Origin of the sequence: Bradyrhizobium sp. CCGUVB23 (assembly GCF_024199885.1) — a bacterium.
GTDB lineage: Bacteria > Pseudomonadota > Alphaproteobacteria > Rhizobiales > Xanthobacteraceae > Bradyrhizobium.
Window position 1 is genome coordinate 7,705,268 of the sequence record NZ_JANADQ010000001.1, and the last position, 23,903, is coordinate 7,729,170.

Here is a 23,903-nt window from a genome sequence, read left to right on the forward strand (position 1 = left end):
TCCATGCTCCCTTGGAATTCGTGAGGCGTCGTGCGCGCGGCCGGCGCTAGCGCCACATGCCCCGCATCCTGGCTCCGATATCGATCTTCGGCCCCTGCGCCGCGGTCCGCGCCGTGCCGGCTTGCGCCTTCGGCCAGGTCGTCCGCTCGAACAGCGGCACCAGTGCTTCCGGAATGAAGCGGGTGCGCGAGGCGTAGACGTGGCGATCGCCCGAGGCGGCCTGACCGTGGGTGAAGAAACGCTGCGGCACGATCAAATGCAAGTCGTCCTTGGCACGGGTCATCGCGACGTAGAGCAGGCGGCGCTCCTCCTCCAGCTCGGCACTGGTGCCGGCGCCGAGATCGGACGGCATGCAGCCGTCGACGACGTTGAGCAGGAACACCGACTTCCACTCCTGGCCCTTGGCGGAGTGGATGGTGGAAAGGATCAGATAGTCCTCGTCGAGCAGGGGAACGCCAGCCTGATCGGACGTCGCGTCGGGGGGATCGAGCGTGATCTCGGTGAGGAATTTTTCGCGCGAGATATAGCCGCTCGCGATCTGCTCGAGCTGCATCAGATCGGCGCGGCGCGTCTCGGCGTCTTGATGGATGCGGTCGAGATGCGGCTCGTACCAGAGGCGCGCGCGCTCGAGATCGGCCGGCCATTCGGAATAGCTGAGATTCTCGACCGTGCGGATGAAGGCGGCCCAGTCGTCGCCGGTGCGCGGCGGTGCCGGAAGTTTGCAGAGCGCGGCAAGCGGCGAGGGGCTCTCTGCCATGTGGTCGAGCACCCGCTGCGCGGTTGCAGGTCCGACACCCGGCAGCAGATGCAGGATGCGAAAGCCAGCGACGCGGTCGCGCGGGTTCTCGATGAAGCGCAGCAGCGCCAGCATGTCCTTGACATGCGCGGCGTCGAGGAATTTCAGACCACCGAACTTGACAAAGGGGATGTTGCGGCGGGTCAACTCGATTTCCAGCGGGCCCGCGTGTGAGGAGGTGCGGAACAGCACCGCCTGGTGCTTGAGCAGCGAGCCCTGCTCGCGATTGGCCAGGACCTGCTCGACGATGTAGCGCGCCTGTTCGGCCTCGTCGCGCACGGCTACCAGCTGCGGCTTGTGCGAGGAGGTGCGGTCGGTCCAGAGATTCTTTGTGAAGCGCTCGCGTGCGAGGCCGATCACGCCATTGGCGGCCGCCAGCACTGCTTGCGTCGAGCGGTAGTTGCGGTCGAGCGTAATGATCTCGGCCCGCGGCGAAAAGCTTTGCGGGAACTCGAGGATGTTGCGCACGGTGGCGGCGCGGAACGAATAGATCGACTGCGCATCGTCGCCGACCACGGTGAGGCCGCGGCCCTCCGGCTTCAGCGCCAGCAGGATGGTGGATTGCAACCGGTTGGTGTCCTGATATTCGTCGACCAGCACGTGATCGAAGCGGCCGCCGATCTCCCCGGCGATGCCCGCGTCGCTCATCATCTGCGCCCAGTAGAGCAGGAGGTCGTCATAGTCGAGCACGTGCTGCGCCTGTTTGGCCTCGACGTAGGCCGCAAACAGCCGCTTCAGCTCCGAAGCCCAGCCCGCGCACCACGGATAATGCTGGCCGAGCACCTTCTCGATCTCCATCTCCGCGTTCACACAGCGGGAGTAGATCGACAGGCAGGTACCCTTGGCTGGAAAGCGGCTTTCGGTCCGCGACAATCCGCAGTCGTGCCGCACGAGGTTCATCAGGTCGGCGGAATCCTCGCGGTCGTGGATGGTGAAGGCGGGATCGACGCCGATCCGCTCGGCATATTCGCGCAGGAGCCGCGCGCCGATGCCGTGGAAGGTGCCGGCCCAGGTGAGAGCGTCGCGCATGATCGCGGCGTTGTTCTCGCCCAGCACTTTTCTGGCGATCCGCTCCACGCGGGCCCCCATCTCGGCGGCCGCGCGGCGCGAAAAGGTCATCAGCAGGATCCGGCGCGGGTCGGCGCCGGCGACGATCAAATGCGCGACCCGGTGGGCAAGCGTGTTGGTCTTGCCGGAACCGGCTCCGGCAATGACGAGGAGGGGACCGCCGACAGTGCTGCCGTTAGCCACGCCATGCTCGACGGCGCGGCGCTGCTCGGCATTCAGCGTGTCCAGATATGTCGCAGCCGCCACGAATCGCCCCGATGAAAGCTGCAGATTCCGCGATCCCGCCGCGATCCGCAATGCGGCTGGACGGGACACGCTTTAGGATTTAGGGGACAGGACGGGGCTTAAGGTTCCAGCCCCGAGAGGGTGCGCAGATGACCGACGTCACGACCGACCTCGAGAACGACCTGTTCGAGATGCGCCGGCTGGAATCGCTCAGCAACACCATTTTCGGTGTGGCCATGACCTTGCTCGCCTATAGCCTGCCCAAGGCCGACGAGCTTAAGACGGCGCCGACCTGGAGCGATCTCGACCATCTCTATTCCGGACGCGTGGCGGGCCTGATCCTGACCTTCGTCGTCGCCGGCGTGTTCTGGATCAGTCATCATCGGCGGCTTGCGCGCCAGCCCGAGGCTGGCCGAGGCGTGGTGCTGCTCAATCTGTTTTTCCTGCTCTCGATCATCCTGCTGCCAGTCACCAACGGACTCTATGGCAGTTACCGGCTAAGCAGTGCCGTCGCGGTGCTCTATGGCCTGCATCTGACCGCGATTGCGGGCCTCAATGCCTGGCTCTGGTGGCTCGCGGCCCGTGCCAGCCGTCTTCACGAGATCCTTCCTGCGATCTTTCCAGTGCTGGTGTTCTTGCCGGGCACGCTGGTGGCCGCGGTTGCGCCGGAATATGCGCAATTCGTCTGGTTTCTCGCCTTCGGCGCGTTGTTGATGCACCGGTTCGTCAAGGGGAATCCGGCCAGAGACACCTGAGGGTCATCTCACGTCTGCTGTCGCGCCAAACCCATCGGCCGGCAGGAAGAGCTTGATCGGGCGGATTTCGTAGACCGCGCCCGGATTGGCCTTGCGTAGCTCCCGCGCGGCGGCGACCGCGCCGGCCTCGTCCGAAAACTCCATGATGTAGAAGCCGAGAAGCTGCTCCTTGGTTTCGGCAAAGGGCCCATCGAGCACCATGCCGGCGCCGGGACCGCGCAGCGTGCGCGCCCTCCTGGTCTCGTCGAGCCGCGCTGCCGGCCCGAAATGTCCCTTGGCTTTCAAGGGTTCTTGGACCTTGCGAAGGCCTGTCATGACGGCGGCGTCCTCCTCCTTCGTCCAGGACATGACCTCGCTTTCCACGTGATAGGCCAGGATGGCGTAGAGCATCGTCACCTCGCTACTTTTGCACCTTTGCAAGGACGTATGACGGCCGACGAGTCCGACAATCACCGGTCAGGAAATATTGCGTGATCGCGCGGGCAACGAAACCGTCCTGAAACCCGATTGTCCGGCTTCGTCTTGAACGCGGGTTCCCGCGATCGCGACTGATGGCGGCGAAGAACACGACAGGCAGCGGCGGAGGCTTCAATGTCAGCTCGGACCATCAAGATCATCAGCGATGCGCGGCGCGCGACGCCATCAGAACCGGCCGATCTTCACGACGGTGCCGGCCACCATCGCTACTACGGCAGCTCGATCCTGAACGGCGGTGAGCCGATCGTCGAAAGCCGCCGGGGAAAACGGCCGCGCAATGTCTGCGGATTCTAGGGAGTGCGGCCCGTGAGCATGTCCGTGCACGAACGGCATCGCGTGCTCTGATCGGCCAGACGGTCAGGACTCGTTCAGCACCTGCCTGACGAGCTGCTCGCGCAATCTGGCGAGCTCGCCGCTTGCGGTCATCTCCTCGATCACTTTTCCGACCTTCGGCACGAGGTCGCGGTGGCGCTCGTGCAGATAGTGGTAGATGTCGATACGCTCGAGCGGCGGCGAGAGCGGATAGATCCGTGCCTGGAGGTTGAGCTTGCGAACCGCGACGAGGCCGCTGAAGAGGTCGGTGACCATCAGGTCGAAACGGTCGGCGTCCAGCATCTGGATCAGGCTCTCAAGGTTCGTGGTCGCCGTGACGCGGCTCATTCCGCGCGTTCCGTTTTCCGAGGAGCCGACGCCGCGCACGATCCCGATGCTGTAGTCCTTGATCGAGTCCCAGCCGGCGACGTCAAAACGAAGCTTCGTCGCGAAGGCAGAAGGCTGGATATAGTTGATCGCGGGCGTGACCCGGACCAGCGTCGGGTAGTCCTTGGACAGCGTGCCGATCCGCTGGATCTCGCCGTCGAGCTCGCCTGCACTCGAAAGCGCGAGCGCACGCTTGCCAGGCACATCCTCGAATTCGAGCTTGATGTTCAGCTGCGCATAGACCACGCGCAGCATCTCGCCGCCGACATACTGGTCGGGGATGTTGGCGATCCGCGCCAGCCGGATGACCGACTGTGCCTGTGAGGGGTGGGCGAACAGCAGCAACGCGCCGAAAAGACATATCCGCCACATCACCCGTCTCCCACTCGTCCTTGCTACCACTGGATTGATGATTCGGTGGGATCTACCGCGGATGGTGATTGGCCCCGCGAATCACAGCGACCATCCGCCACCCGCGATGCGGGGTCTACTCCGCACTTTCACCGATGACATTTTAGCACGCATGGTGCTAGTTTGCGCAGGCTTCCTGCGGCTGGGCGCAAAGATTGCCCCCCAACAGACGAATATTCGTCCAGGATCTAGCAGGGAGGCTGCCCGAACGGGTCGGGTCTTCCAGGGGAGCCGAACTGTCGAACCGCGGCAGGCCGTAACGGGCCGACGCAGGATCGTCGCCATCTCGGGGGAGTGGTGCATGGGCAACGCAGGTGAGCACGATCCCAATCGCGGCCGCGCCATCGCGCCGGCGGCCGCGAATGAGGATCTGGCCCGAATCGGGGGCCCGATCGGTTCCCTGCTGCCGCGCGTGTTCGCCTGGTTTCGCAGCGGCATCGGCCTGCGCCTGCTCGCCGCCGTGCTTCTCTTCTCCTCGATCGTGACGCTGACGCTGACCGCGCTTCAGCTCTATCTGGAATATCAGCGCGAGGTCGGCATCATCGAGACGCGGCTCGACGAGATCGGCCGGAGCTATCTCGGCAGCCTCGGCGAAAGCCTGTGGAGTCTCGACAGGAACCAGCTCGAGCTCCAGCTCAACGGCATCCTTCGGCTGCCGGACATTCAGGCGGTCGAGATTCGCGAATTCGCCGATCGTCCCAACCCGATTCGGGTGGCGGTCGGCGACAGGGGTGGCCGCTCGGTGGTGGTCCGCGACTATCCGATCGACTACGTCACACAAGGCGAGAAGCACAGGATCGGCACGCTGCATGTCGAGGCGACGCTGACCGACGTCTACAGGCAATTGCTGAATCGAGCCCTGATCATCCTGGCGAGCCAGGCGGCCAAGACGTTCCTCGTCTCGCTCTTCATCATCTACATGTTCCATCTGCTGGTGACCCGGCACCTCGTCGCCATCGCCGAGTTCGTCAGCAAATACACGCTGACGCGACCGCAGCCGCCGCTGCACCTGGAGCGCGGGCCGTCGCACGAGACCGACGAGCTAGACAAGGTGATCGACGCATTCAACGCCATGTGCGCGAGCCTGCAGCGCGCCTACGGCGATCTGCGGCTCGCCAACACCAATCTGGAGCGCGATCTCCAGGTCCGGCGGCGTGCCGAGGGTGATGCGCGCCGCAGCGAGCAGCGCTTCCGCGACTACGCGGAAACCGCGTCCGACTGGTTCTGGGAGACCGGCCCGGATCACGTGTTCACTTACATCTCGGATCGCGCGGGTTCCTTCGGGATGATGCGCAATCGCGTGGTCGGCAGGCGGCGTCCCGACGGCGCAATCGATCTGGAAACCGAGCCGCAGAAATGGCGCGACCACATGGCGGCGCTGGAGCGCCACGAGCCGTTCCGCAAGTTCGAGTATCGCGGCCGCGATGCGGCCGGACGCATCAGGCATTTCAGCGTCAACGGCCGGCCGGTGTTCGATGCCGACGGCCGCTTCCTGGGCTATCGCGGCTCGACCACCGACCTCACCGACCAGCACGAGACCGAGGAGCGGCTGCGGCAATCGCAGAAGATGGATGCGATCGGCCAGCTCACCGGCGGCGTCGCCCATGATTTCAACAACGTGCTGACGGTGATCACCGGGACCATCGAGATCCTTCAGGAGGGTCTTGCGGACAAGCCGCAGCTTGCAGCGATCGCGCAGTTGATCGACGACGCGGCGACGCGCGGCGCCGAGATCACCTCTCAACTTCTTACCTTCGCGCGGCGGCAGCCGCTCGATTCGCGGGAGATCGACGTCAACTGCCTCGTGGTCGAGACCGCGCGGCTGCTCAAGCCGATCCTCGGCGAGCACATCGAGATCGACGCCCAGCTCGCCGAAGATGCGTGGTTCGCGATGGCCGATCCGTCACAGCTTTCCTCGGCGATCGTCAATCTCGCCGTCAACGCGCGCGACGCCATGCCGGGCGGCGGCAAGCTCACACTTCAGACGGCCAATCGCGTGCTCGACGGCGCGGGCGAGCCCGGCGATCGCGAGATGGAGCCGGGTGAGTTCGTGATGATCGCGGTCTCTGATACCGGCCATGGCATCCCTGCCGACATCCGCGACCGCGTGTTCGAGCCGTTCTTCACCACCAAGGGCATCGGCCGCGGCACCGGGCTCGGGCTCAGCATGGTCTACGGCTTCGCCAAGCAGACCGGCGGCACGGTCGCGATCGACAGCGAGGAAGGCCGCGGCACGGTGGTGAAGCTGTTTCTGCCGCGCTCTATCGGCCGGATGGCGAGCCAGGCCGGGCCCGTGGCCGCGCCCAGCGTGCCACGCGGGCACGAGACGATCCTGGTGGTCGAGGACGATCCGCTGGTGCAGGGCTATGTGATCGCCCAGCTCGGCAGTCTCGGCTACCGGACGCTGGTTGCCGGCGATGGCGCGGCCGCGCTCGCGCTGGTGGGGCAGGGCATCAAGTTCGATCTCCTGTTCACCGACATCATCATGCCCGGCGGCATGAACGGACGGGAATTGGCCGAAGCGATCCGAGAGCGCCGTCCCGATGTGAGGGTGCTCTACACGTCAGGCTATACCGACGACGCCATCGTGCATGAGGGCCACCTCGATCCCGGTATCGCGCTGCTGAGAAAACCGTACCGGAAGTCGGAGCTGTCGCAGAAGATCCGCGAAGTGCTGACTGGCAGCTTGCCGTATTGATCCTGCGGGTAGCGCGAAAAAAGACCAGCATGTGCGCGAAAAAGAAAAGGCGCGGCGGGGAAGACCCCGTCGCGCCCGATTTGTTGTCTCGCTGGTCCAGGGCTGAGAGCGCCCCGCTGCCAGGCTTCACGTCGAGCCTAGCGGGCGATCCCAGCGAGGTGACAGCGCTTGAGATAAGACACTGGATCACCTCCTTTCGTTGGTTTCGGGACACTCAATATAGGTCGAGATCGCGCGGAAGTTAAGGGGCGGAATTGTTGCCGCCGGGCTGGAATAAATCTCCGCCTCTTGTGATTTCGTCGAGCGCGTTCAGTTGTCGCCGTCATCCACGGCAGCGAGAGCCGCGCCGTCCGTCTCGGCAAATCCGGCCTGCAAAACCTCCTCGCGCTTGTGGCGCAGATGAGCGCGCAGGATGTGGGAAAGGCCTGTGCCGTCGCGTCGTTGCAAGGCATTGAGGATCGCTTCGTGTTCCCTGACGGCGAGCGCCCAGCGCTGCTGCGTCATCGGCGTGACGTAGCGTGCGCGGCGAATGCGCGCCGTCACCGAATTGTAGAGGCTTGCGAGCACGGGATTGCCGGCGGCGGTAACGATCGCTTCGTGGATGGCGCGATTGCAGCGGTAATACTGGATCAGATCGCCATCGCGGTAATGCTGCGCCATCGCCGTTTGCGCGGCGGCAATCTCGTCGATCTCGTCCTCCGTGATGCGCTCGCAGGCGAGCTCGCCGGCGAGCGCCTCGAGGCCCTGGCAGACCTCGAAGAGATCGCGCATGTCCTTGTCGGTCAGCTTTGCCGCGCGCGAGCCGCGATGGGGCAACAATTGCACGAGGCCCTCGGCGGCGAGCACCTTGAGCGCCTCGCGCAGCGGCGTGCGCGAGATCTGGAGCCGCTCGCACAGCTCGCGCTCGGGAATCCGCGCGCCCGGCGGGATTTCGCCGTCGAGCAGGATGTCGCGGATGCGGCTGACGACGTCCTCATGAAGCATCGGACAAATTTCTATTTTGCATGCAAAAATGAGTTTATCGACGAAAGTTTAGAAGTTCCAGCTTGAAAATTCAGAATTTTGCATTCAAAACTGCAAAAAACAAGACGGATACGGGGAAATGGACCTGGCAGTCGCGGAGGCGGAAAACCTCGTTTTCGAGCGTGAGGACGGCATCGGGCGGATTACTTTCAACCGCCCGCAGGCCCGCAACGCCTTGACCTTCGGCATGTATGAGCGGCTCGCCGCGATTTGCGAAGAGGCGAGCAGCGATCATTCCATCAAGGTGCTGGTGCTGCGCGGTGCAGGCGAAAAGGCCTTTGCCTCGGGCACGGACATCAATCAATTCCGTGAATTCAGGACGCCACAGGACGCGCTCGACTACGAGAACCGGATCGACCGCGTGCTCACCACGCTCGAGCAATGCCGGGTGCCGACGATTGCCGCGATCAACGGCTTCTGCACCGGCGGAGGGGCGGGGATCGCAGCGGCCTGCGATCTGCGCATCGGCACGAAGAGTGCGCGTATCGGATTCCCCATCGCGCGAACGCTCGGCAATTGCCTGTCGATGTCCAATGTCAGCCGTCTCACCGCGCTCATAGGGGCTGCACGCGTCAAGGATCTGATCTTCACTGCGCGTCTTGTTGATGCCACGGAAGCCGCAAGCGTCGGCCTGCTCAGCGAAATCGTCGAGGATGGCGCGGCACTCGACAAGCGTGCCGACGAGGTCGCTCGCCTCGTCGCGAGCCACGCGCCGCTGACGCTGAATGCGACCAAGCAGGCGGTGGCCCGCTTGCAAAAGCGGCTGACGCGGGAGGAGGGCGAAGACCTCATCCTGATGTGCTACACGAGCCAGGATTTTCGCGAAGGGCTCGATGCGTTCCTCAACAAGCGCGCCCCGCAATGGCGCGGCCAATAGGACGAGCCGATGAAAAAGGATCAATCGCACGCCACCGCTCGCCCCACGGGACCGCTGGCCGGCCTCAAGGTCATCGATCTCACCCATGTCATGGCCGGGCCGACCTGCACCTTGATGCTCGCCGACATGGGCGCCGACGTCATCAAGATCGAGAAATGGCCGAACGGCGATGACACCCGCCATTCGGTGCCGCCGAAGATTGGCGACGAGGCCGCCTCCTTCCTGATGATGAACCGTAACAAGCGCGGCATCGTGCTGGATCTGAAGACCTCCGGCGGCAAGGAGGTGCTGCGGAGGCTGATAGCGAGTGCCGACGTGCTGGTCGAGAATTTTGCCCCGGGCGCCATGGAGCGCCTCGGCTTCGGCTACGAGGACCTGCACAGGGAGTTTCCGTCGCTGATCTATTGCTCGCTGTCGGGCTTTGGCCGCACCGGTCCCTACAAGCACCGTCGTGGCTTCGATCTCGTCGCGCAGGCGATGAGCGGCATCATGAGTTTTACCGGCGAGCGCCCCGATGGTCCGCCGGTGAAATGCGGCCCGCCGCTGTCCGATATCACCGCCGGCCTGCTCGCGAGCATGGGCATCCTCGCGGCCTACACGCATCGCCTGAAGACCGGCGAAGGGCAGTGGGTCGAGACTTCGCTCTATGAAGCAGCCCTGGTGCAGACCTATTGGCAATCGACGATTGCGCTGGCCGCGGGCACCGCGCCGCGCGCAATGGGGTCGGCGCATCCGCTCAATGCGCCGTATCAGGCCTTTGAAGCCTCCGACGGCTGGCTGGTGGTGGGCGGCGCCAACAAGAAGCATTGGCTGTTGATGCTGGAAGCGCTCGGCGCGAGCGAGCTCGCCGCCGATCCGCGCTTCGCCACCGGTGCCGACCGCATGGCGCATCTGAAGGAGCTCGAGAAGGTTTTGAGCGAGCGCTTCCGCACCAGGACGCGGGCGCATTGGCTCGCGGCGCTGGATGAGAAGGGCGTGCCGTGCGGACCCGTGCACGACATGCTGGAAGCCTTGAGTGATCCGCAGACGCTGGCGCGCGAGATGGTCGTCGAGGTCGAGCATTCGAGGCTCGGTCCGGTGAAGACCATCGGGCTTCCCGTCAAATTCTCGGAGACGCCTGGCAAGGTCCGTTCCGGTGCCCCCGTCTATGGCGAGCATACGCACGAGGTGCTGGCGGAATACGGGTTCGATGAGGAGCAGATCGAAGCGCTCGAAAAACAGGGCGCAATCGTTTCGGCGTCCACACAGCGCGAGGAACGAGTCGCCTGACCGGACGTCGATACGACGGACCAGAACAACCGATAAAAACAAAAGATCAGCCGGAGGAAACCATGCGTAGCACGTCAGCACTTCTGCTTTCCGCAGCCGCGGTCGTCCTCGCCGGCACGATGCCGGCGTCTGCGGCCTGGCAACCGCAGAAGCCGATCGAGTTCGTTGCCACGGCTGGGCCGGGTGGCGGCACCGACAACCTTGCGCGCGCGGTGCAGAACATCATCACCAAGTACAAGCTGACCGAGCAGCCGATCATCGTCGTCAACAAGGGCGGTGGCAGCGGTGCCGAAGGCTATGTCTACGGCAAGGTCTCTGCGGGCGATCCCTACAAGGTGATCTTCGGCACGTCGAATGCATGGCAGCAGGCGCTCGTCTCCAAGGTCGCCTTCAACTACACCGACCTCACCCCGATCGCAGCGATGGCGCAGGACGAGTTCTTGCTCTGGGTCAAGCAGGACGCGCCCTACAAGACCGCGGGCGACTATCTGAAGGCGGCGGCATCGAGCGAATTCAAGATGGGCGGCGCGCAGTCAAAGGACACCGACGAGGTGCTGACCCGCATGATCGAGAAGACCGGTCATGTCAAACTGACCTACATCCCCTTCAAAAGCGGCGCCGAGGCCGCCGTGCAACTCGCCGGCGGGCACATCGATTCCCACGTCAACAATCCGAGCGAAAGCCTGGGACAATGGCGCGGCGGAACGCAGCGTCCGCTCTGCGCCTTCAGCCCGAAGCGGCTGCCGCCGGGGCCGAAGATCACCGCGACGGAAGGCTGGAGCGACGTTCCGACCTGCGTCGAGCAGGGCCTCGACATCAAGCAGTACGAGCAGCCGCGCACGGTGTGGCTGCCTGGCAAGGTCACGCCGGACCAGGCCGCGTTCTATGTCGACCTCATGAAGAAGGTGCAGGCGACGCCGGAATGGAAGGACTACATCGAGAAGACCTCCCAGGTCGACACGTTCCTGACCGGCGGCGACTTCGACAAGTTCATCAAGGAGGATCTCGAGCACCTCAAGCAGGTGGCGAGCGAGCAGGGCTGGCTCATCAAGTGAAATGGCGAGGCACCGCGCCATGATGTCCTGTTGTCAGTCGCCCTCCAGGAGCCCTCGATGATATCGCGCCGCGCTCTTGAACTGTCGACCGCCATCCTCACCGGCAGCTTCGGCGCCGCGGTGGTCGTCTCCAGCCTCGACAACGGGATCGGGTGGTCGAGCGCGGGCGTGGACGCCGGCACATTCCCGTTCCTGACCGGCGTCATCATCGTTCTCGGCAGCCTGTACAATCTCGGGCGCGGCGCATTGCCGGCCGCGACGCTCGCGAGCGTTCCCGTGGCGATCACGCCGACCGAGCTGCGCCGGCTCGCAAGCCTGTTCGTGCCGGCCGCAATTTTCGTTGCGGCGATTCCGCTGCTCGGGATGTATCTCGCCTCGGCCATCTATATCTTCGCGGTGCTCGCGATCCCCAGACATCAGTCCATGCCGCGCGCGCTCGCCATGGCGGCGGCGACAGCGCTCGCGCTCTACGTCGTGTTCGAGCGCATGTTCCAGGTGACGCTGCCACACGGCGCGCTTGCCGCCGCGTTCGGGTTCTGACGGAGACGTCGATGGATAATCTCCAGGAACTCCTGCACGGCTTCACGATCGCGGTCACGGTGCCGCATCTGGTGCTGATGGTGATCGGAGTGCTGCTCGGCATTCTCGTCGGCGTGCTGCCGGGGCTCGGCGCGCCGAACGGCGTGTCGCTGCTGCTGCCGCTGACCTTCGGCATGCAGCCGGTATCGGCGATCATCCTGCTCTCCAGCATGTATTGGGGTGCGCTGTTCGGCGGCTCCGTCACTTCGATCCTGTTCAACATTCCCGGCGAGCCATCGTCGGTGGCGACCACCTTCGACGGCTATCCGATGGCGCGCGACGGCCGGCCCACGACCGCGCTCGCTACCGCCTTCGGCTCGGCTGCGTTCGGCGCGCTGGTCGGCGTCATCCTGATCACCTTCCTGGCGTCATGGGTGGCGCAGGTCGCGCTCGCTTTCGGGCCGCCGGAATATTTTGCGGTCTATTTCCTTGCCTTTGCGAGCTTCGTCGGTATGGGCGGCGCGGCGCCGATCAAGACCGTCGTGGCGCTCGCGATCGGTTTTGCGATCGCTGCGATCGGCATCGACACGGTCTCCGGGAGCGTCCGCCTCACGATGGGCGTCGACGAGCTCGTGAAGGGCGTGAGCTTCGTCGTCGCGGTGATGGGCCTGTTCGGTATCGGCGAGCTCCTGGTCGCTGTCGAGGAGGAGGTTCACGCCCGCGCGGTCTCCTCGAAGATCGACTGGGGCGAGGTGTTTCGCGCGGTGGCGCGCCTGCCGCGGCATGGCGTTGCGCTGCTGCGCAGTGCGGCGATCGGATGCTGGATGGGAATCACGCCGGGCGGTCCGACCGCGGCGTCCTTCATGAGCTACGGCATCGCCCGGCGCTTCTCGCGCCGTGGCCGCCACTTCGGCACCGGCGAGGTCGAAGGCATCATCTCGCCGGAGACGGCCGATCATGCCGCCGGCACCAGCGCGCTGTTGCCGATGCTCTCGCTCGGCATTCCCGGCTCGGCCACCGCGGCCGTGATGATGGGCGGGCTGATGATCTGGGGGCTCAATCCCGGGCCGATGCTATTCGTCGACCAGAAGGACTTTGTGTGGGGTCTGATCGCCTCGATGTATGTTGGCAACATCGTCGCCGTCGCGCTGGTGCTGCTCACGGTACCGGTGTTTGCCGCCCTGATGCGGATTCCCTTCGTGATTATCGCGCCGCTGATCGTGATTATCTGCGTCGTCGGCGCCTATTCGGTGTCGAATTCCTATCTCGACGTGGTCATGATGCTCGGCTTCGGGATCGTCGGCTATCTCTTCAAGAAGCTGTTCTATCCGCTGGCGCCGCTGGTGCTCGCGATCGTCATCGGCGACAAGGCGGAGGACGCGTTCCGGCAGTCGATGCTGATGTCCAAGGGCTCGCTCGGAATCTTCTTTGCCAACCGGCTGGTGACCTGCCTGGTGGTCGCCGGCATCGCGCTGTTGTTGCTTCCGCTGGTGTTGCAGCTCACGCGCATCTGGCGCAAGCCAACGTCGCCCGCACACGAGACGACAAGCCAGGAGAAGGTGATCATATGACCGCAAAGCCGCTCGTTGCTCTCGCAATGGGAGACCCCGCCGGCATCAGCCCGGAGCTGACGGCGAAGCTCGTGGCGCTCGACGACATCCGCGCCCGTGCCCGACTGGTCGTGATCGGTGACCGCCGTATCTTCGATGAAGGCGCGCGCGTTGCCGGCGTTACGCCGGAGCTGAAGACGGTGGAGCAGGGCGCCGATCTCCGCGCGGCGGAGGGCGACGCGTTGTTCGTCGATCTTGGCCATCTCGATCCGGCGGAGGTCGAACGCGGCGTTGCGAGCCTTGCCGGCGGCGGGTTCGCGCTGGCCAATTACCGGCACGCGCTCGAGCTTGGCCGCGACGGCCGCGTCGATGCGGTCTGCTTCACCCCCTTCAACAAGCAAGCGATGCGGCTTACCCGCGCCGACTATGACGACGAGATCGCGTTCTCGGCGGAAATCGCCGGGCTCAAGACCGCGGCGAGCGAGTTCAACCTGCTGGGCGAACTCTGGAACGCGCGGGTCACCTCGCACATCCCGCTGAAGGACGTCGCTGCGCGATTGTCCGCTGAGCGCATCCATCGCGCGCTGAAGCTGACCGACAGCTGCATGCGCAAGGCCGGCTTTGCGCGGCCGCGCATTGCAGTCGCCGGGCTCAATCCGCACGCCGGCGACGGCGGCAATTTCGGCCGCGAGGAGATCGACATCATCGCCCCCGCGGTCGAAGCCGGCCAGCGCGATGGCATTGTCGCTGAGGGACCGTTCCCGGCCGACACGGTGTTTCTGCGCGCGAAGAACGGCGCCTTCGATGCGGTGCTGACGATGTATCACGACCAGGGACAGATCGCGATGAAGCTGATGGGCTTCGATCGCGGCGTGACTCTGCTCGGCGGCTTTCCGTTTCCGATCTGCACGCCCGCGCACGGCACCGCCTACGACATCGCAGGCAAGGGGATAGCATCCACCGGCGCTAGCCGTGCCGCGCTCCTGCTCGCTGCCGAGATGGCCGACCGTCGCGAAGGAGGTGCGGGCCGCGGCGTCCTGAGCCTGTTCGCAACGCCCAAAAGGCGGGGTCTGGACGGTTGAGGCGCCCGGCGCGCCGTGTTAGGGGATGCCCAGATGCGGGTGTAGCTCAATGGTAGAGCAGCAGCCTTCCAAGCTGAATACGAGGGTTCGATTCCCTTCACCCGCTCCATCCCCCTAAGATTATCCCCAGCAAACGCAGCTATTTATTGAAATTTCGGGCGAAATCCGTATTTTCGCCTGAAAGAACGTCCAACATTTCGTCCAACAAAACGTCCAACACGCCCGCGCTCCTATGCCCGACTTTTTGACGAGACGAAACGGCACCTGGCATTTCGCGCGTCGCGTCCCGACCGAGTTTGCGCATCTCGACCGTCGCGGCGTTGTGAGGCATTCAACCAAGATTCGAATTGCTTCAGACCGCGCCGCGGTTCGTGCATCACGGGTGGCTGAAAAGTTCAACAGCAGCCTCGAGCAACACTGGCGGGCGCTCGCGGACAGCGACTCAAAAGAGAGCGTGGATAGTTACAACGCAGCGAGAGGGCGAGCGCGCCAACTCGGCTTCGATTACATCGAGAACGCGCAACTCGTCGCCGCACCAGCAGCCGAACGGTTAGAGCGTCTTGATACGCTCGTCGCCAAGGATCTCGTGAATGACGGGGGCGCCAGAGAGGCAGTTCTCGGCTTGAAAAAGAAGCCAGTGTTTAAAGTCTCGAAGATCTTCGAAGAGTATGAGGCGGAGACCAGAGACCAGGTTCTAGATCTCTCGCCCGATCAACTCAGGATTTGGGGCAACGCCCGAAAACGAGTGGTCAAGAGCTTCGAGAGTGTCGTTGGGGACAAGCTCATAACGGAGCTTACAGTTGATGACGCTATCGACTTCCGCAACTTTTGGCGGGATCGCGTCGTGCAGGAAGGAGTAGCTGCAAAAAGCGCCAATCGAGAGATTGGGCAACTGAGTGGCATGATCAAGGAATTGAATATTCTGCGCCGCTTAGGCCTACCTGATCTGTTCAAAGGCCTGCGCCTGAAGGGTGAGGTCAACAAGGAGCCGACTCCTTACGAGACCAAATTCATCCAAAATCGTCTTTTGGCCGACGGCGCGCTGGATGGGCTGAACGAGGACGCGCGCTACATCATTTATGTTATCGCGGATACGGGGCTCCGGCCGTCCGAGGTTGTGAACCTCAACAGCAAGACGATCAACCTAAAGGCTACGATCCCATACGTGAGCGTGCTCCCTGATGGTCGACGACTTAAGACAGACGACAGCTTGCGCGAAGTTCCGCTCGTTGGTGCGGCGCTGGCGGCCCTGAAAGCGAAGCCAGAGGGCTTCCCCCGATATCGTGATAATTCCTCTACGTTCTCTGCGACTGCCAACAAATTTCTGCTCGAAAACGGATTGCGTCCAACGGAGGACCATACCGTCTACTCGCTCAGGCACAGCTTCAAGGACCGGCTTATTGCAGCCGAAGCCCAGGACAGTTTAATCGATAGTCTGATGGGGCACGACACTCACAAGCCGAAATACGGCAAGGGACCTTCTCTCGAGTTGAAGCGTAAGTACCTTCAGCGAATTGCTTTCAAGCCACCACCTTCGTTGAGGTAGCACTCCAAACGCTTCCGCGCCCGACATTTGATAGCTTCTTTTGTTTTCAATTCGGCGAGTTCGGCCTCGAATTTCACGTACATCGGCACGTGCACGTCGCCATCCAGCTCGATGAAATAAGCAAGTAGCACAAGCGCTCTTTCCAGCCGCTCGATTGTGACCGGGAGCCGGTCCGCCGGGTTCGCCATCGCCGCTGCAGTTTTGTGGTCAAATCTAAGACCGCCAAACAATCCGTTCGGGCGATGAAGTTCATTTTCGTTGCGAGTTGAAGGTCTCAAAAGATGACGTCGAAGAATTGGATAGAATGTCGCAAGCTGGACATATTATTGCCGTGTCCAGCCAGCAGAGCGGCCAGCTCCAACTGTAATGATCGACTGCCAGCAGACAGTTCGGGCCCCGCAAAACTCGAACCTGCAACCAAACCGTTATGAGCGGCAGACTCGCGCTCGTTGCGGTTCGTTCACGCTGTTACTGGTGCGGTTATAGGCTGCTATCTCCGAAATATTTTCAGGATGATCATCGAGCGGATCGACTTGGCCCTCTCAAGGCTGAAACAGGGGTTCGATTCCCCTAGGGAGCGCCAGCGATTTCAACAGGTTAGATCATTTTCAGACTTATTCTCTCAGCCCTTCTCCAACTTTTCTCCAACGGCGTTTTCACCAATCGAGATCCGACCTCGCAAAGCGCGAGTTAGTGGCTTGGTCCAATTCTTCCAACGCACGCAGTGCAGCCCTCGTCGAAGAGCAACAAGGCGTTGCGCCGTGTGCGCCGCGCCTTGCATGCACGCAGCGCAGTTCTGGAGCGAGCGTGTCGAGATGATGCAGGCTTGGGCCGACTACCTCGATCAGCTTCGGTACGGTTCGCCAGTCGAAGGGCGCATCAAGCCGTTCGTGGTCTCTCAAGGCTAGCCTCGCTCGCCTCGAGGCCAGCACTTCGCGCGCCTGGGCACAGGGGGCTTTTTTGTCGGAGGCCCAGCGGACCGGCCCACCTCGCTGAACGCCCCAGGTAGATGGGGGGACCCCTTTTCTAATCTGAAAGCATGCTTTTGCACGGGTGGCGCTGTCGCGGGAATTGTAGAAATCGAAAGACAGGGGCTGGTTATAGAAAAAATCGAGCCATGCTCCGCCTTGGCCTGCTTGTGCTTCGAAAGCCAATTACAGCGGCATTCGCGTCCGAAGGACTTGCGTCATCGTGCCCGCAAAGGAGGCGAGGGCGGCAACTATCAGAATTTCGTATCCGCATTTTTGTTTCTAGCGCGCGGAAGCGATCCGAATTCGAGCGCCGCGCGGCTGTTTTTTTCGACCCCGCGGGAGGCGGTGGTTCGGCGTACGCTTACACGAAACTTACAAGCTTGTAAGTTTGGTCATTGCGTGTAGCGGGATTGGCGCAGGGGCAGCACAGCCTTTGACGTAGATCAACAAATGGCAATTCTCTTTATCTACTTGGACTCCGTCGAGGACATAACGACGTAATGCAGATGCATTCGTTCCCGGGAACCGGGAGAGTCCCTTTGGGTGAGCCCACATCCATTTTGCGGGCTTTGGAATCCGCTCGATCCGTGCAGAGCATTAAGGCTCGACATGTCCACGGTCGATCCGTCCATTCACCCGATGCTGCACGGAGGAAAAATCATGAGAATATTGGCACTGATGCTCTCCGCTGTCATGTCGGCCATGCTCACGATTGCGCCGACGTTGGCGCAACAAACCACCGGCACGCCGGGCTCGCCCGATGCAACGACGACGATTGATGGCAAGTACCTTCCACCGCCGCCGCAGAAGTTTGGCGGGCAAATCGGCCTGCAGGCCAGCCAGTCAAAGCCATATTGGCCCGCGCGCGTTGTTCCACCGCAAGGCGCACCCAACATTCTGCTGATCATGACCGACGATCAGGGCTATGGGGTCTCGGGCACATTCAAGCTCGCGCCGGTGCAGCTCAACATCGGGTCATCCGGCACGCCCGGGCCGACGCGAATAACTAACTCTCAAAAGAGCCCCGCAGACCCACGGCTTCGGGGCTCTCGCAACCGCGATGAGGACCAGAATGATGGTTCAATGACGCGCGGACGGTGGAGCAACGCACAGTAAGCACAGGAGGACGTAATGCCCAGCCGTCAGCCTTTGCTGCGAAAGACCCATATCACGACTGAGCGCCCGCCGTTCGAGCGGATCGCATTGGTGCTGCAAGGCGGCGGTGCCCTTGGGGCCTATCAGGGCGGCGTTTATCAGGCCCTGGCGGAGGCCAATCTGCATCCGGACTGGGTAGCGGGCATTTCGATCGGAGCTATTAACTCGGCGCTTATTGCCGGCAATCCGCCGGAGAAGCGTGTCGAGAGGTTACGGGAATTCTGGGAGACCGTCAGCAACTCTCCTGTGGGAATACCTTATTTGCATGAGCTTAAGCTCGAAGACGAGTTCGCCCACAGAATCGTCAACCAGCTCCGCTCATTCTCCATCCTGCTCTTCGGCGCGCCCGGTTTCTTCAAACTCCGTCAGCCGCCGCCCTACGTTTATCCGTCCATGAGCCCCGCGGCTATGAGCTATTACGATATTGCTCCACTCAAAGCTACGCTCGAGCGCCTGGTGGATTTCGACCTGATAAATGCCGGAGCAACTCGCTTCAGTGTAGGCACTGTGAACGTCCGCAACGGCAACTTCGTCTACTTCGATAACGCCACCGACCAGATTGGCCCACAACATGTGATGGCCAGCGGCTCTTTGCCTGCCGGCTTTCCGGCCACGGAAATCGAGGGAGAATTCTACTGGGACGGCGGCCTCGTCTCAAACACGCCGTTGCAATGGTTGCTCGACAGCAACCCCAGGCAAGACACCCTCGTTTTTCAGCTCGATCTGTGGAGCGCGCGCGGCGAACTACCGCGCAACTTGACCGAGGTTGAATTGCGTCAGAAGGACATCCGCTTCTCCAGCCGCACACGCAGCGCGACCGATCAATTCAAGAAAATGCAGATGGCTCGCCGGACAGCCGCAAAACTGCTCAAGAAGCTACCCAAGGACCTGCTGCAGTCGCCGGAGGCCGAAAGGCTGGCGGAGCTTGCAGATGAGAAAGTCTACAATCTTATACAGCTGATCTACCGCGCCAAGAATTATGAAGGTAGCTCCAAGGATTATGAGTTCTCCCGCCGCACGATGGAGGAACACTGGAAGACCGGCTACAACGATGCGGTTCGGACGCTACGTCATCCTGAGGTGTTGCAACGCCCAGACGACGCGGATGGCGTGTTTACCTTCGATCTCGCCAAACAAGGTCGCGGAGCGGTTGGATGATTGGATCCAACACATTTCGGCAACAGTCAGGAGTCCGATTTATGAAGCTCGCCGATGTTCGTGCCAAGGCTTTCGCCATGCCACTCAACGACCCCGCCTATCCCAAGGGGCCGTACAAATTCTACAATCGCGAATTTGTTGTCATCAGCTACCGTACCGATGTGGATGCGCTGCGGGAAGTCGTGCCGGAACCACTGGAAGTGACCAGTGACACGGTCTCATACGAGTTCATCCGCATGCCGGACTCCACCGGTTTTGGCGACTACACTGAAACCGGTCAAGTCATTCCTGTGCGGTTTCGTGCCGCTGACGGGGTGGTGCAGGAGGGCGGCTATGTGCACGCCATGTATCTCGACGATCATGCGCCGATCGCCGGCGGACGCGAGATCTGGGGTTTCCCAAAAAAGCTTGCTGCTCCGAAAATCACGCATGAGAGCGAAACTCTGGTGTGCACCCTGCACTATGGCTCAGTGCTCTGCGTCTCCGCCACCATGGGCTACAAGCATCATGAGCTCGATCCAGAGCCTTTGCTGAGAAACCTCGCTCGGCCCAATTTCATGATCAAGATCATCCCGCACGTGGATTGCACGCCGCGGATCTGCGAGCTTGTGCGCTATTACTGCGAGGACGTCACGCTGAAGGGCGCCTGGTCTGGCCCTGCCGCTATTGAGCTTTTCGAGCATGTATCGTGCGACGTTTCCCGTTTGCCGGTGCGCGGCGTCGTTTCCGGCAGCCATTACATCACTGATCTGACGCTGGGGTTGGGACAGGTCGTGTTCGACTATTTGGCCTGATTATAAACGAGGGAAGAAAGGAGCCAACATGGGCTTGACGGACAAAGTTGCCGTACCGGCTGCACTAGGCACCGCTCGCTTCGCCATCGGAAGTGTCGCAACGGCCAGACGAAGTGAATGGCGTGTTTACCTTCGATCTCGCCAAACAAGATCGCGGAGCGGTTGGATGATTGGATCCAACACATTTCGGCTGGAGCGGTCAGGAGTCCGAAAGGAAGCGAAACCAAGGATCTCATCGGCTCGAACGCGCGTACCAAGGTTTTCTGCGCGAAAGGAGTTTCCACATGAACAAGGCGATGAAGATTGGTCTCGGAACCATAGCCGTCGTCGGTGTTGCGGTCGCAGGCACGATCTATATGTATTGGAACGCGTTCGTTCCAATCGCCGCCATGGGGATCAATTATGTGCGCTATCTCAACGCGCCCAAAGGCGAACTGACGGTCGAGACCGCGCCAGGTTTCGATGGCGCGCCGGCGGCAAGCGCCTCACGATCAGCGACCAAGGATGCAGGCGACTGGCCGAGCTACAACAAAACGCTCACTTCCGACCGCTTCTCGGCTTTAGACGAAATCAACCGGGAGAACGCGGATCGGCTCAAGGTGCTCTGCAGCTACGATACAGGCATTTATACCGGCTTTAACACGGGGATCCTCGCCGTAAACGGTGCGCTGCTGTTCTCGACACAATACGACACTTTCTCCATCGACCCGGCCACTTGCCGCGAGAACTGGCGCAAGCATGAGAGCTACACGCCAGCGACGCCGCAGGCCGTCAACCGCGGCGTCGCTTATCTCGACGGCCGGATCTTCCGCGGGACACAGGATGGCCGCGTGCTCGCGTATGACTTCAAGACCGGTGATCGCCTGTGGGAGACCGCAATCGCTGATCCGAAGAAAAGTGAGAGCGCGCCTGCGGCCCCGATTGCCTGGAACGGATTGGTTTTCATCGGCAATGCTGGCGGCGATTTCAAGGGCGTGAAGGGGCGCATGTATGCGCTCGACGCCCAGACCGGACGGATCGTTTGGGAATTCTATCTCGTGCCGAAGCAGCCGGGCGATCCTACCCGAGGCCCAGAAGGTGCTTCGCCACTCAACACGTCAAGTTGGGACATGGCGCGCGGCCAGCCGATCTCGGGGGGCGCTACTTGGACCTCCTATTCGCTCGATCCCGATACGGGACTGCTCTATGTCCCGGGTGGCAATCCATCGCCCGACTTCGCCGCCCCGGTACGGGCCGGCGGCAATCTCTACACCGACTCAGTCATTGTCCTCGATGCGCGCACCGGCGCTTACAAGGAGCATTTCAAGATCGTTCCCAAGGATTGGCACGATTGGGACGTATCCGGTGCGCCCGCAATTGTGACGACCGCCGCCGGCAAGCGGGTTATGCTTGTTGCACCCAAGGACGGCCATCTCTACGGCTTCGACCTTGACACGAAGGAGATGCTCTATCGGCTTCCGGTCACGGCGATCGAGAACGTCGACGTACCTTTCTCGCCACAAAAGAGCGTGCATTTCTGCCCCGGCTCTATCGGCGGTGCCGAATGGAACGGGCCGGCATACAACCCGCAGAACAATCTCGTCATGATCGGTGAGGTTCAATGGTGCACAACCGTCAGGGTCGATCCCGTCAAGGTAGCCGAACAAACGCCGAAATACACGCCTTGGTCGGCGGAGGATTCAATCAATCCGTATAACATGTGGGGTAAGGCGGATCCCGCGTTCGATTGGGCGGGATGGCTCTACGCCGTCAACGCGGACAGCGGAAAATGGCGTTGGCGCGCGAAGACCAATTATCCCGTTCAGAGCGGCGTTGTACCTACAGCCGGCGGCGTTGTCTTCTTTGGCGATATGGGCGGCAATTTCTATGCGCTCGACGCAGATACGGGCCGCAAGCTCTGGGGCAATAAGATCGGTGGCGCGGTCGGCGGCGGAGTTATCACCTTTCAGACCCCGCAGGGCCAGCGCGTCGCTACCGCGACCGGGCTGACGGAGGTGCTTTGGCCAACGGAGATCACAACCGCCAAGGTATCAATACTTGGATTGAAGTAGGCGGTCGCCAATCGCCTCACCGCCCGATCCGTGATGCCATCTTCGACCAGGGCATAGAGGCGCCGGAGCTTTTCCTCAGCGGCCGTTGCCTGCCGTGACAGTTGGTCGATGCGGTAAGCTATCTTTTGTTGCTTTCGTTTGTCGGCCGTTCCCAATTTCCTTCCAGCTTCTGCTCAAAAACTTAAGCAGCGACCCCGTGTCGAGCGCTTGCAAAGTTATCGAGCGACAACGAAGCAATGAAGGTAACGACATTGGAATTGACCATTTCAAGAGAAAGCATTTTGCCGGTGTCGAGCTCGCGTAGGAATGTCGGTTCGGGAACGGTTGCCGCCACACATCCGTTCGCCAAGCAAATCGTGTAAGGAACGAGCATCGAGGCGCCCTTGTCTACAGTGAGCTGCCGGTCACGTCGGGATCACTTCTGACAGCCGACATCGAGCAAGTTTCGTGGGCGGTCGAGAAGGGCCAAACGCGCAAATAGCCAACTGAAGCGTGCCTTGACCAAATTAGTGGCTATGAGTGAGATTATCGAAGACGCGGGTACCGGATTGGAGCGATGTCATGGTGCGGGCAACTCGATTGGCTGTGGGTAGCAGCTTAATCTTGCTGACAACGATGGTGAGGCCCAGCGGTGCAGCAGAGCAACAGTTCTCTTGCAAAGGGCAGGTCGTTCAAGAAATGACTAATCCGGCCGTTCGACCAAAACCAATCGATCTGAATGTGACGTTGGGCGACAAGAACAAGCTGTCCATAACGAGCGGCAACGGGAAAATGCTTACTCCCCGCGTTACCAGCAACAACAAGGTCCAACTCAAGTTTGTGACGAAGGAGTTTGTTGGAGAATATTTCCACTATACCGGCGATCTATTTCTTATCTACAACTCCGGGCCACTCGCGCGGCTCAATTGCTCGCGCTCCTGACCCAATCGATGGGCCATATGAACGAATGTCCGCGATTGCGCATTGACGGCTTCCGGGATGGTCCGGTCGTGCTCCGGCCCTGCCAGCACGAGAAACTGGCAAGGGGTGCTCAAGACAAGGAGCGCGCCATGTCTCCGCCGTCGAGTTTTGATCTGTCTCAAGTCCGGAAGGTCCAATGATGTACGCTTTGACCACGACCACGAAATTCACTTCCGTGGCGATCTTCGCGACGATGCTGCCGTTGTCGGCCGCGTTGGCTCAGTAGGCGACGGAAATCCAAATCAGCTACTCAAACGGACAGTTTCAGCCGAACGCCGGGGGGACAAGCCGATTGTCTTCCGGATCAGGAATCTCGATGGCAAAGCTATGGAGTTCGAAAGTACCACGCTCAGAGTGGAAAAGGTCGTCGCTGCCAAGGGTGAATTAAAGTTGGACGGCCTCCCTTAAGGCCGCTGAAAGCGGTTCTTGACGGCGGCAACAAATCCGCGCCCTTCCGCGACCCAATCGCAAAGGCGAAAGTCGTTAAGGCGCATCGTGTAGATGTCGTAAGTGTCGAAGACGCCAGCGGTCCTGTCATTATAGACGAAGCACCAATAGCCGCCGGCATCGATGAGCTGCAGATGCGGCTCGCCGATGGCTTTGAGGACTTGTTTGGTTGTGAAGCGCTTCAACGAATGGAACTACCGCCGACGTCGCATCTTCGGTCAGCTAATGTCGCTGCCGAGCGTCCGCACTTGTTACGCACACGGAACATTTTCGGCTTGTTTGAATAGGCCATTTTTTTGTGCTTTGCCGCCTCGCTG

21 protein-coding genes, 2 tRNA genes and 2 pseudogenes are annotated in these 23,903 nt (G+C 61.7%); 18 read left to right on the plus strand and 7 right to left on the minus strand.

Going from position 1 to position 23,903, the window contains the following annotated elements; translation table 11 throughout:
- Positions 1–46 precede the first annotated feature (46 nt).
- Positions 47–2,110 (minus strand): ATP-dependent helicase, encoded by a 2,064-nt coding sequence (locus NLN62_RS35860; RefSeq protein WP_254111937.1) that lies wholly within the window; start codon positions 2,108–2,110, stop codon positions 47–49.
- A gap of 128 nt (positions 2,111–2,238) precedes the next feature.
- Here NLN62_RS35860 and NLN62_RS35865 point away from each other — a divergent pair, with 128 nt between their 5' ends.
- Positions 2,239–2,844: a TMEM175 family protein gene (locus NLN62_RS35865; protein ID WP_027525587.1), complete on the plus strand. Its 606-nt coding sequence runs from the start codon at positions 2,239–2,241 to the stop codon at positions 2,842–2,844.
- 3 nt (positions 2,845–2,847) lie between these two features.
- On the opposite strand, the gene NLN62_RS35870 is transcribed toward NLN62_RS35865, so the two are convergent.
- Positions 2,848–3,234 carry a YciI family protein gene (locus tag NLN62_RS35870; protein WP_254111938.1) on the minus strand — a complete coding sequence of 129 codons (387 nt, stop codon included), beginning with the start codon at positions 3,232–3,234 and terminating at the stop codon, positions 2,848–2,850.
- A gap of 201 nt (positions 3,235–3,435) precedes the next feature.
- Here NLN62_RS35870 and NLN62_RS35875 point away from each other — a divergent pair, with 201 nt between their 5' ends.
- Positions 3,436–3,615, plus strand: a complete 180-nt coding sequence (locus tag NLN62_RS35875; protein WP_027525585.1) for a hypothetical protein — start codon at positions 3,436–3,438, stop codon at positions 3,613–3,615.
- 63 nt (positions 3,616–3,678) lie between these two features.
- Here NLN62_RS35875 and NLN62_RS35880 read toward each other — a convergent pair whose 3' ends face one another.
- Entirely contained in the window at positions 3,679–4,392 is a 714-nt protein-coding gene (locus tag NLN62_RS35880; protein WP_027525584.1) for an ABC transporter substrate-binding protein, read from the minus strand.
- Positions 4,393–4,732: 340 nt separating this feature from the next.
- On the opposite strand from NLN62_RS35880, the gene NLN62_RS35885 reads away from it, so the two are divergent.
- The gene (locus tag NLN62_RS35885) at positions 4,733–7,129 is read left to right on the plus strand and encodes an ATP-binding protein (protein ID WP_254111939.1); all 2,397 of its coding nucleotides are present in this window, start codon (positions 4,733–4,735) and stop codon (positions 7,127–7,129) included.
- 309 nt (positions 7,130–7,438) lie between these two features.
- Here the strand turns inward: NLN62_RS35885 and NLN62_RS35890 are convergent, their stop codons facing one another.
- A complete protein-coding gene (locus NLN62_RS35890; RefSeq protein ID WP_198031847.1) occupies positions 7,439–8,113 on the minus strand; it encodes a GntR family transcriptional regulator in 675 nt (224 codons plus the stop codon).
- Between the two features lie 118 nt (positions 8,114–8,231).
- Here NLN62_RS35890 and NLN62_RS35895 point away from each other — a divergent pair, with 118 nt between their 5' ends.
- From NLN62_RS35895 to NLN62_RS35930, 8 genes are all read left to right on the plus strand, one after another.
- Entirely contained in the window at positions 8,232–9,029 is a 798-nt protein-coding gene (locus tag NLN62_RS35895) for an enoyl-CoA hydratase/isomerase family protein (protein WP_254111940.1), read from the plus strand.
- A gap of 9 nt (positions 9,030–9,038) precedes the next feature.
- Positions 9,039–10,298 carry a CaiB/BaiF CoA-transferase family protein gene (locus NLN62_RS35900; protein WP_027525580.1) on the plus strand — a complete coding sequence of 420 codons (1,260 nt, stop codon included), beginning with the start codon at positions 9,039–9,041 and terminating at the stop codon, positions 10,296–10,298.
- A 62-nt stretch (positions 10,299–10,360) separates the two neighbouring features.
- Positions 10,361–11,353: a tripartite tricarboxylate transporter substrate binding protein gene (locus NLN62_RS35905; protein WP_254111941.1), complete on the plus strand. Its 993-nt coding sequence runs from the start codon at positions 10,361–10,363 to the stop codon at positions 11,351–11,353.
- 57 nt (positions 11,354–11,410) lie between these two features.
- Entirely contained in the window at positions 11,411–11,893 is a 483-nt protein-coding gene (locus NLN62_RS35910) for a tripartite tricarboxylate transporter TctB family protein (RefSeq protein WP_254111942.1), read from the plus strand.
- 11 nt (positions 11,894–11,904) lie between these two features.
- Positions 11,905–13,443: a tripartite tricarboxylate transporter permease gene (locus NLN62_RS35915; protein WP_027525577.1), complete on the plus strand. Its 1,539-nt coding sequence runs from the start codon at positions 11,905–11,907 to the stop codon at positions 13,441–13,443.
- Positions 13,440–14,504, plus strand: a complete 1,065-nt coding sequence (locus NLN62_RS35920) for a 4-hydroxythreonine-4-phosphate dehydrogenase PdxA (protein ID WP_254111943.1) — start codon at positions 13,440–13,442, stop codon at positions 14,502–14,504. The genes NLN62_RS35915 and NLN62_RS35920 overlap by 4 nt, the downstream gene beginning before the upstream one ends.
- A 35-nt stretch (positions 14,505–14,539) precedes the next feature.
- Positions 14,540–14,613 (plus strand) — tRNA-Gly (locus NLN62_RS35925).
- Between the two features lie 123 nt (positions 14,614–14,736).
- On the plus strand, positions 14,737–16,050 hold the full coding sequence (locus NLN62_RS35930; RefSeq protein ID WP_254111944.1) for a tyrosine-type recombinase/integrase: 1,314 nt from the start codon (positions 14,737–14,739) through the stop codon (positions 16,048–16,050).
- Here the strand turns inward: NLN62_RS35930 and NLN62_RS35935 are convergent.
- Positions 16,011–16,328: a hypothetical protein gene (locus NLN62_RS35935; RefSeq protein ID WP_156944916.1), complete on the minus strand. Its 318-nt coding sequence runs from the start codon at positions 16,326–16,328 to the stop codon at positions 16,011–16,013. The two genes, NLN62_RS35930 and NLN62_RS35935, sit on opposite strands and share 40 nt — an antisense overlap.
- 240 nt (positions 16,329–16,568) lie before the next feature.
- Here NLN62_RS35935 and NLN62_RS35940 point away from each other — a divergent pair.
- The 6 genes and pseudogenes from NLN62_RS35940 (at position 16,569) to NLN62_RS35960 (ending at position 22,179) form a co-directional block, all read left to right on the plus strand.
- A tRNA-Glu gene (locus NLN62_RS35940) sits at positions 16,569–16,633 on the plus strand.
- A gap of 196 nt (positions 16,634–16,829) precedes the next feature.
- Entirely contained in the window at positions 16,830–16,958 is a 129-nt protein-coding gene (locus tag NLN62_RS53060; RefSeq protein ID WP_256375345.1) for a hypothetical protein, read from the plus strand.
- Between the two features lie 741 nt (positions 16,959–17,699).
- A pseudogene (locus NLN62_RS35945) lies at positions 17,700–17,966 on the plus strand (arylsulfatase); the annotation flags it as partial.
- A gap of 186 nt (positions 17,967–18,152) precedes the next feature.
- Positions 18,153–19,334 carry a patatin-like phospholipase family protein gene (locus tag NLN62_RS35950; RefSeq protein WP_254111945.1) on the plus strand — a complete coding sequence of 394 codons (1,182 nt, stop codon included), beginning with the start codon at positions 18,153–18,155 and terminating at the stop codon, positions 19,332–19,334.
- Positions 19,335–19,375: 41 nt separating this feature from the next.
- Positions 19,376–20,128, plus strand: a complete 753-nt coding sequence (locus tag NLN62_RS35955) for an acetoacetate decarboxylase (protein ID WP_254111946.1) — start codon at positions 19,376–19,378, stop codon at positions 20,126–20,128.
- Positions 20,129–20,412: 284 nt separating this feature from the next.
- Positions 20,413–22,179: a PQQ-binding-like beta-propeller repeat protein gene (locus NLN62_RS35960; RefSeq protein WP_254111947.1), complete on the plus strand. Its 1,767-nt coding sequence runs from the start codon at positions 20,413–20,415 to the stop codon at positions 22,177–22,179.
- A gap of 181 nt (positions 22,180–22,360) precedes the next feature.
- Here NLN62_RS35960 and NLN62_RS53695 read toward each other — a convergent pair.
- Positions 22,361–22,567 (minus strand): annotated as a pseudogene (locus NLN62_RS53695) (invasion associated locus B family protein); the annotation flags it as partial.
- 173 nt (positions 22,568–22,740) lie between these two features.
- On the opposite strand from NLN62_RS53695, the gene NLN62_RS35965 reads away from it, so the two are divergent.
- Positions 22,741–23,100, plus strand: coding sequence for a hypothetical protein (locus NLN62_RS35965; protein WP_254111948.1), 360 nt, complete (start codon positions 22,741–22,743; stop codon positions 23,098–23,100).
- A 443-nt stretch (positions 23,101–23,543) separates the two neighbouring features.
- Here the strand turns inward: NLN62_RS35965 and NLN62_RS35970 are convergent, their stop codons facing one another.
- A complete protein-coding gene (locus NLN62_RS35970) occupies positions 23,544–23,771 on the minus strand; it encodes a hypothetical protein (protein WP_027528032.1) in 228 nt (75 codons plus the stop codon).
- Positions 23,772–23,903 lie beyond the last annotated feature (132 nt).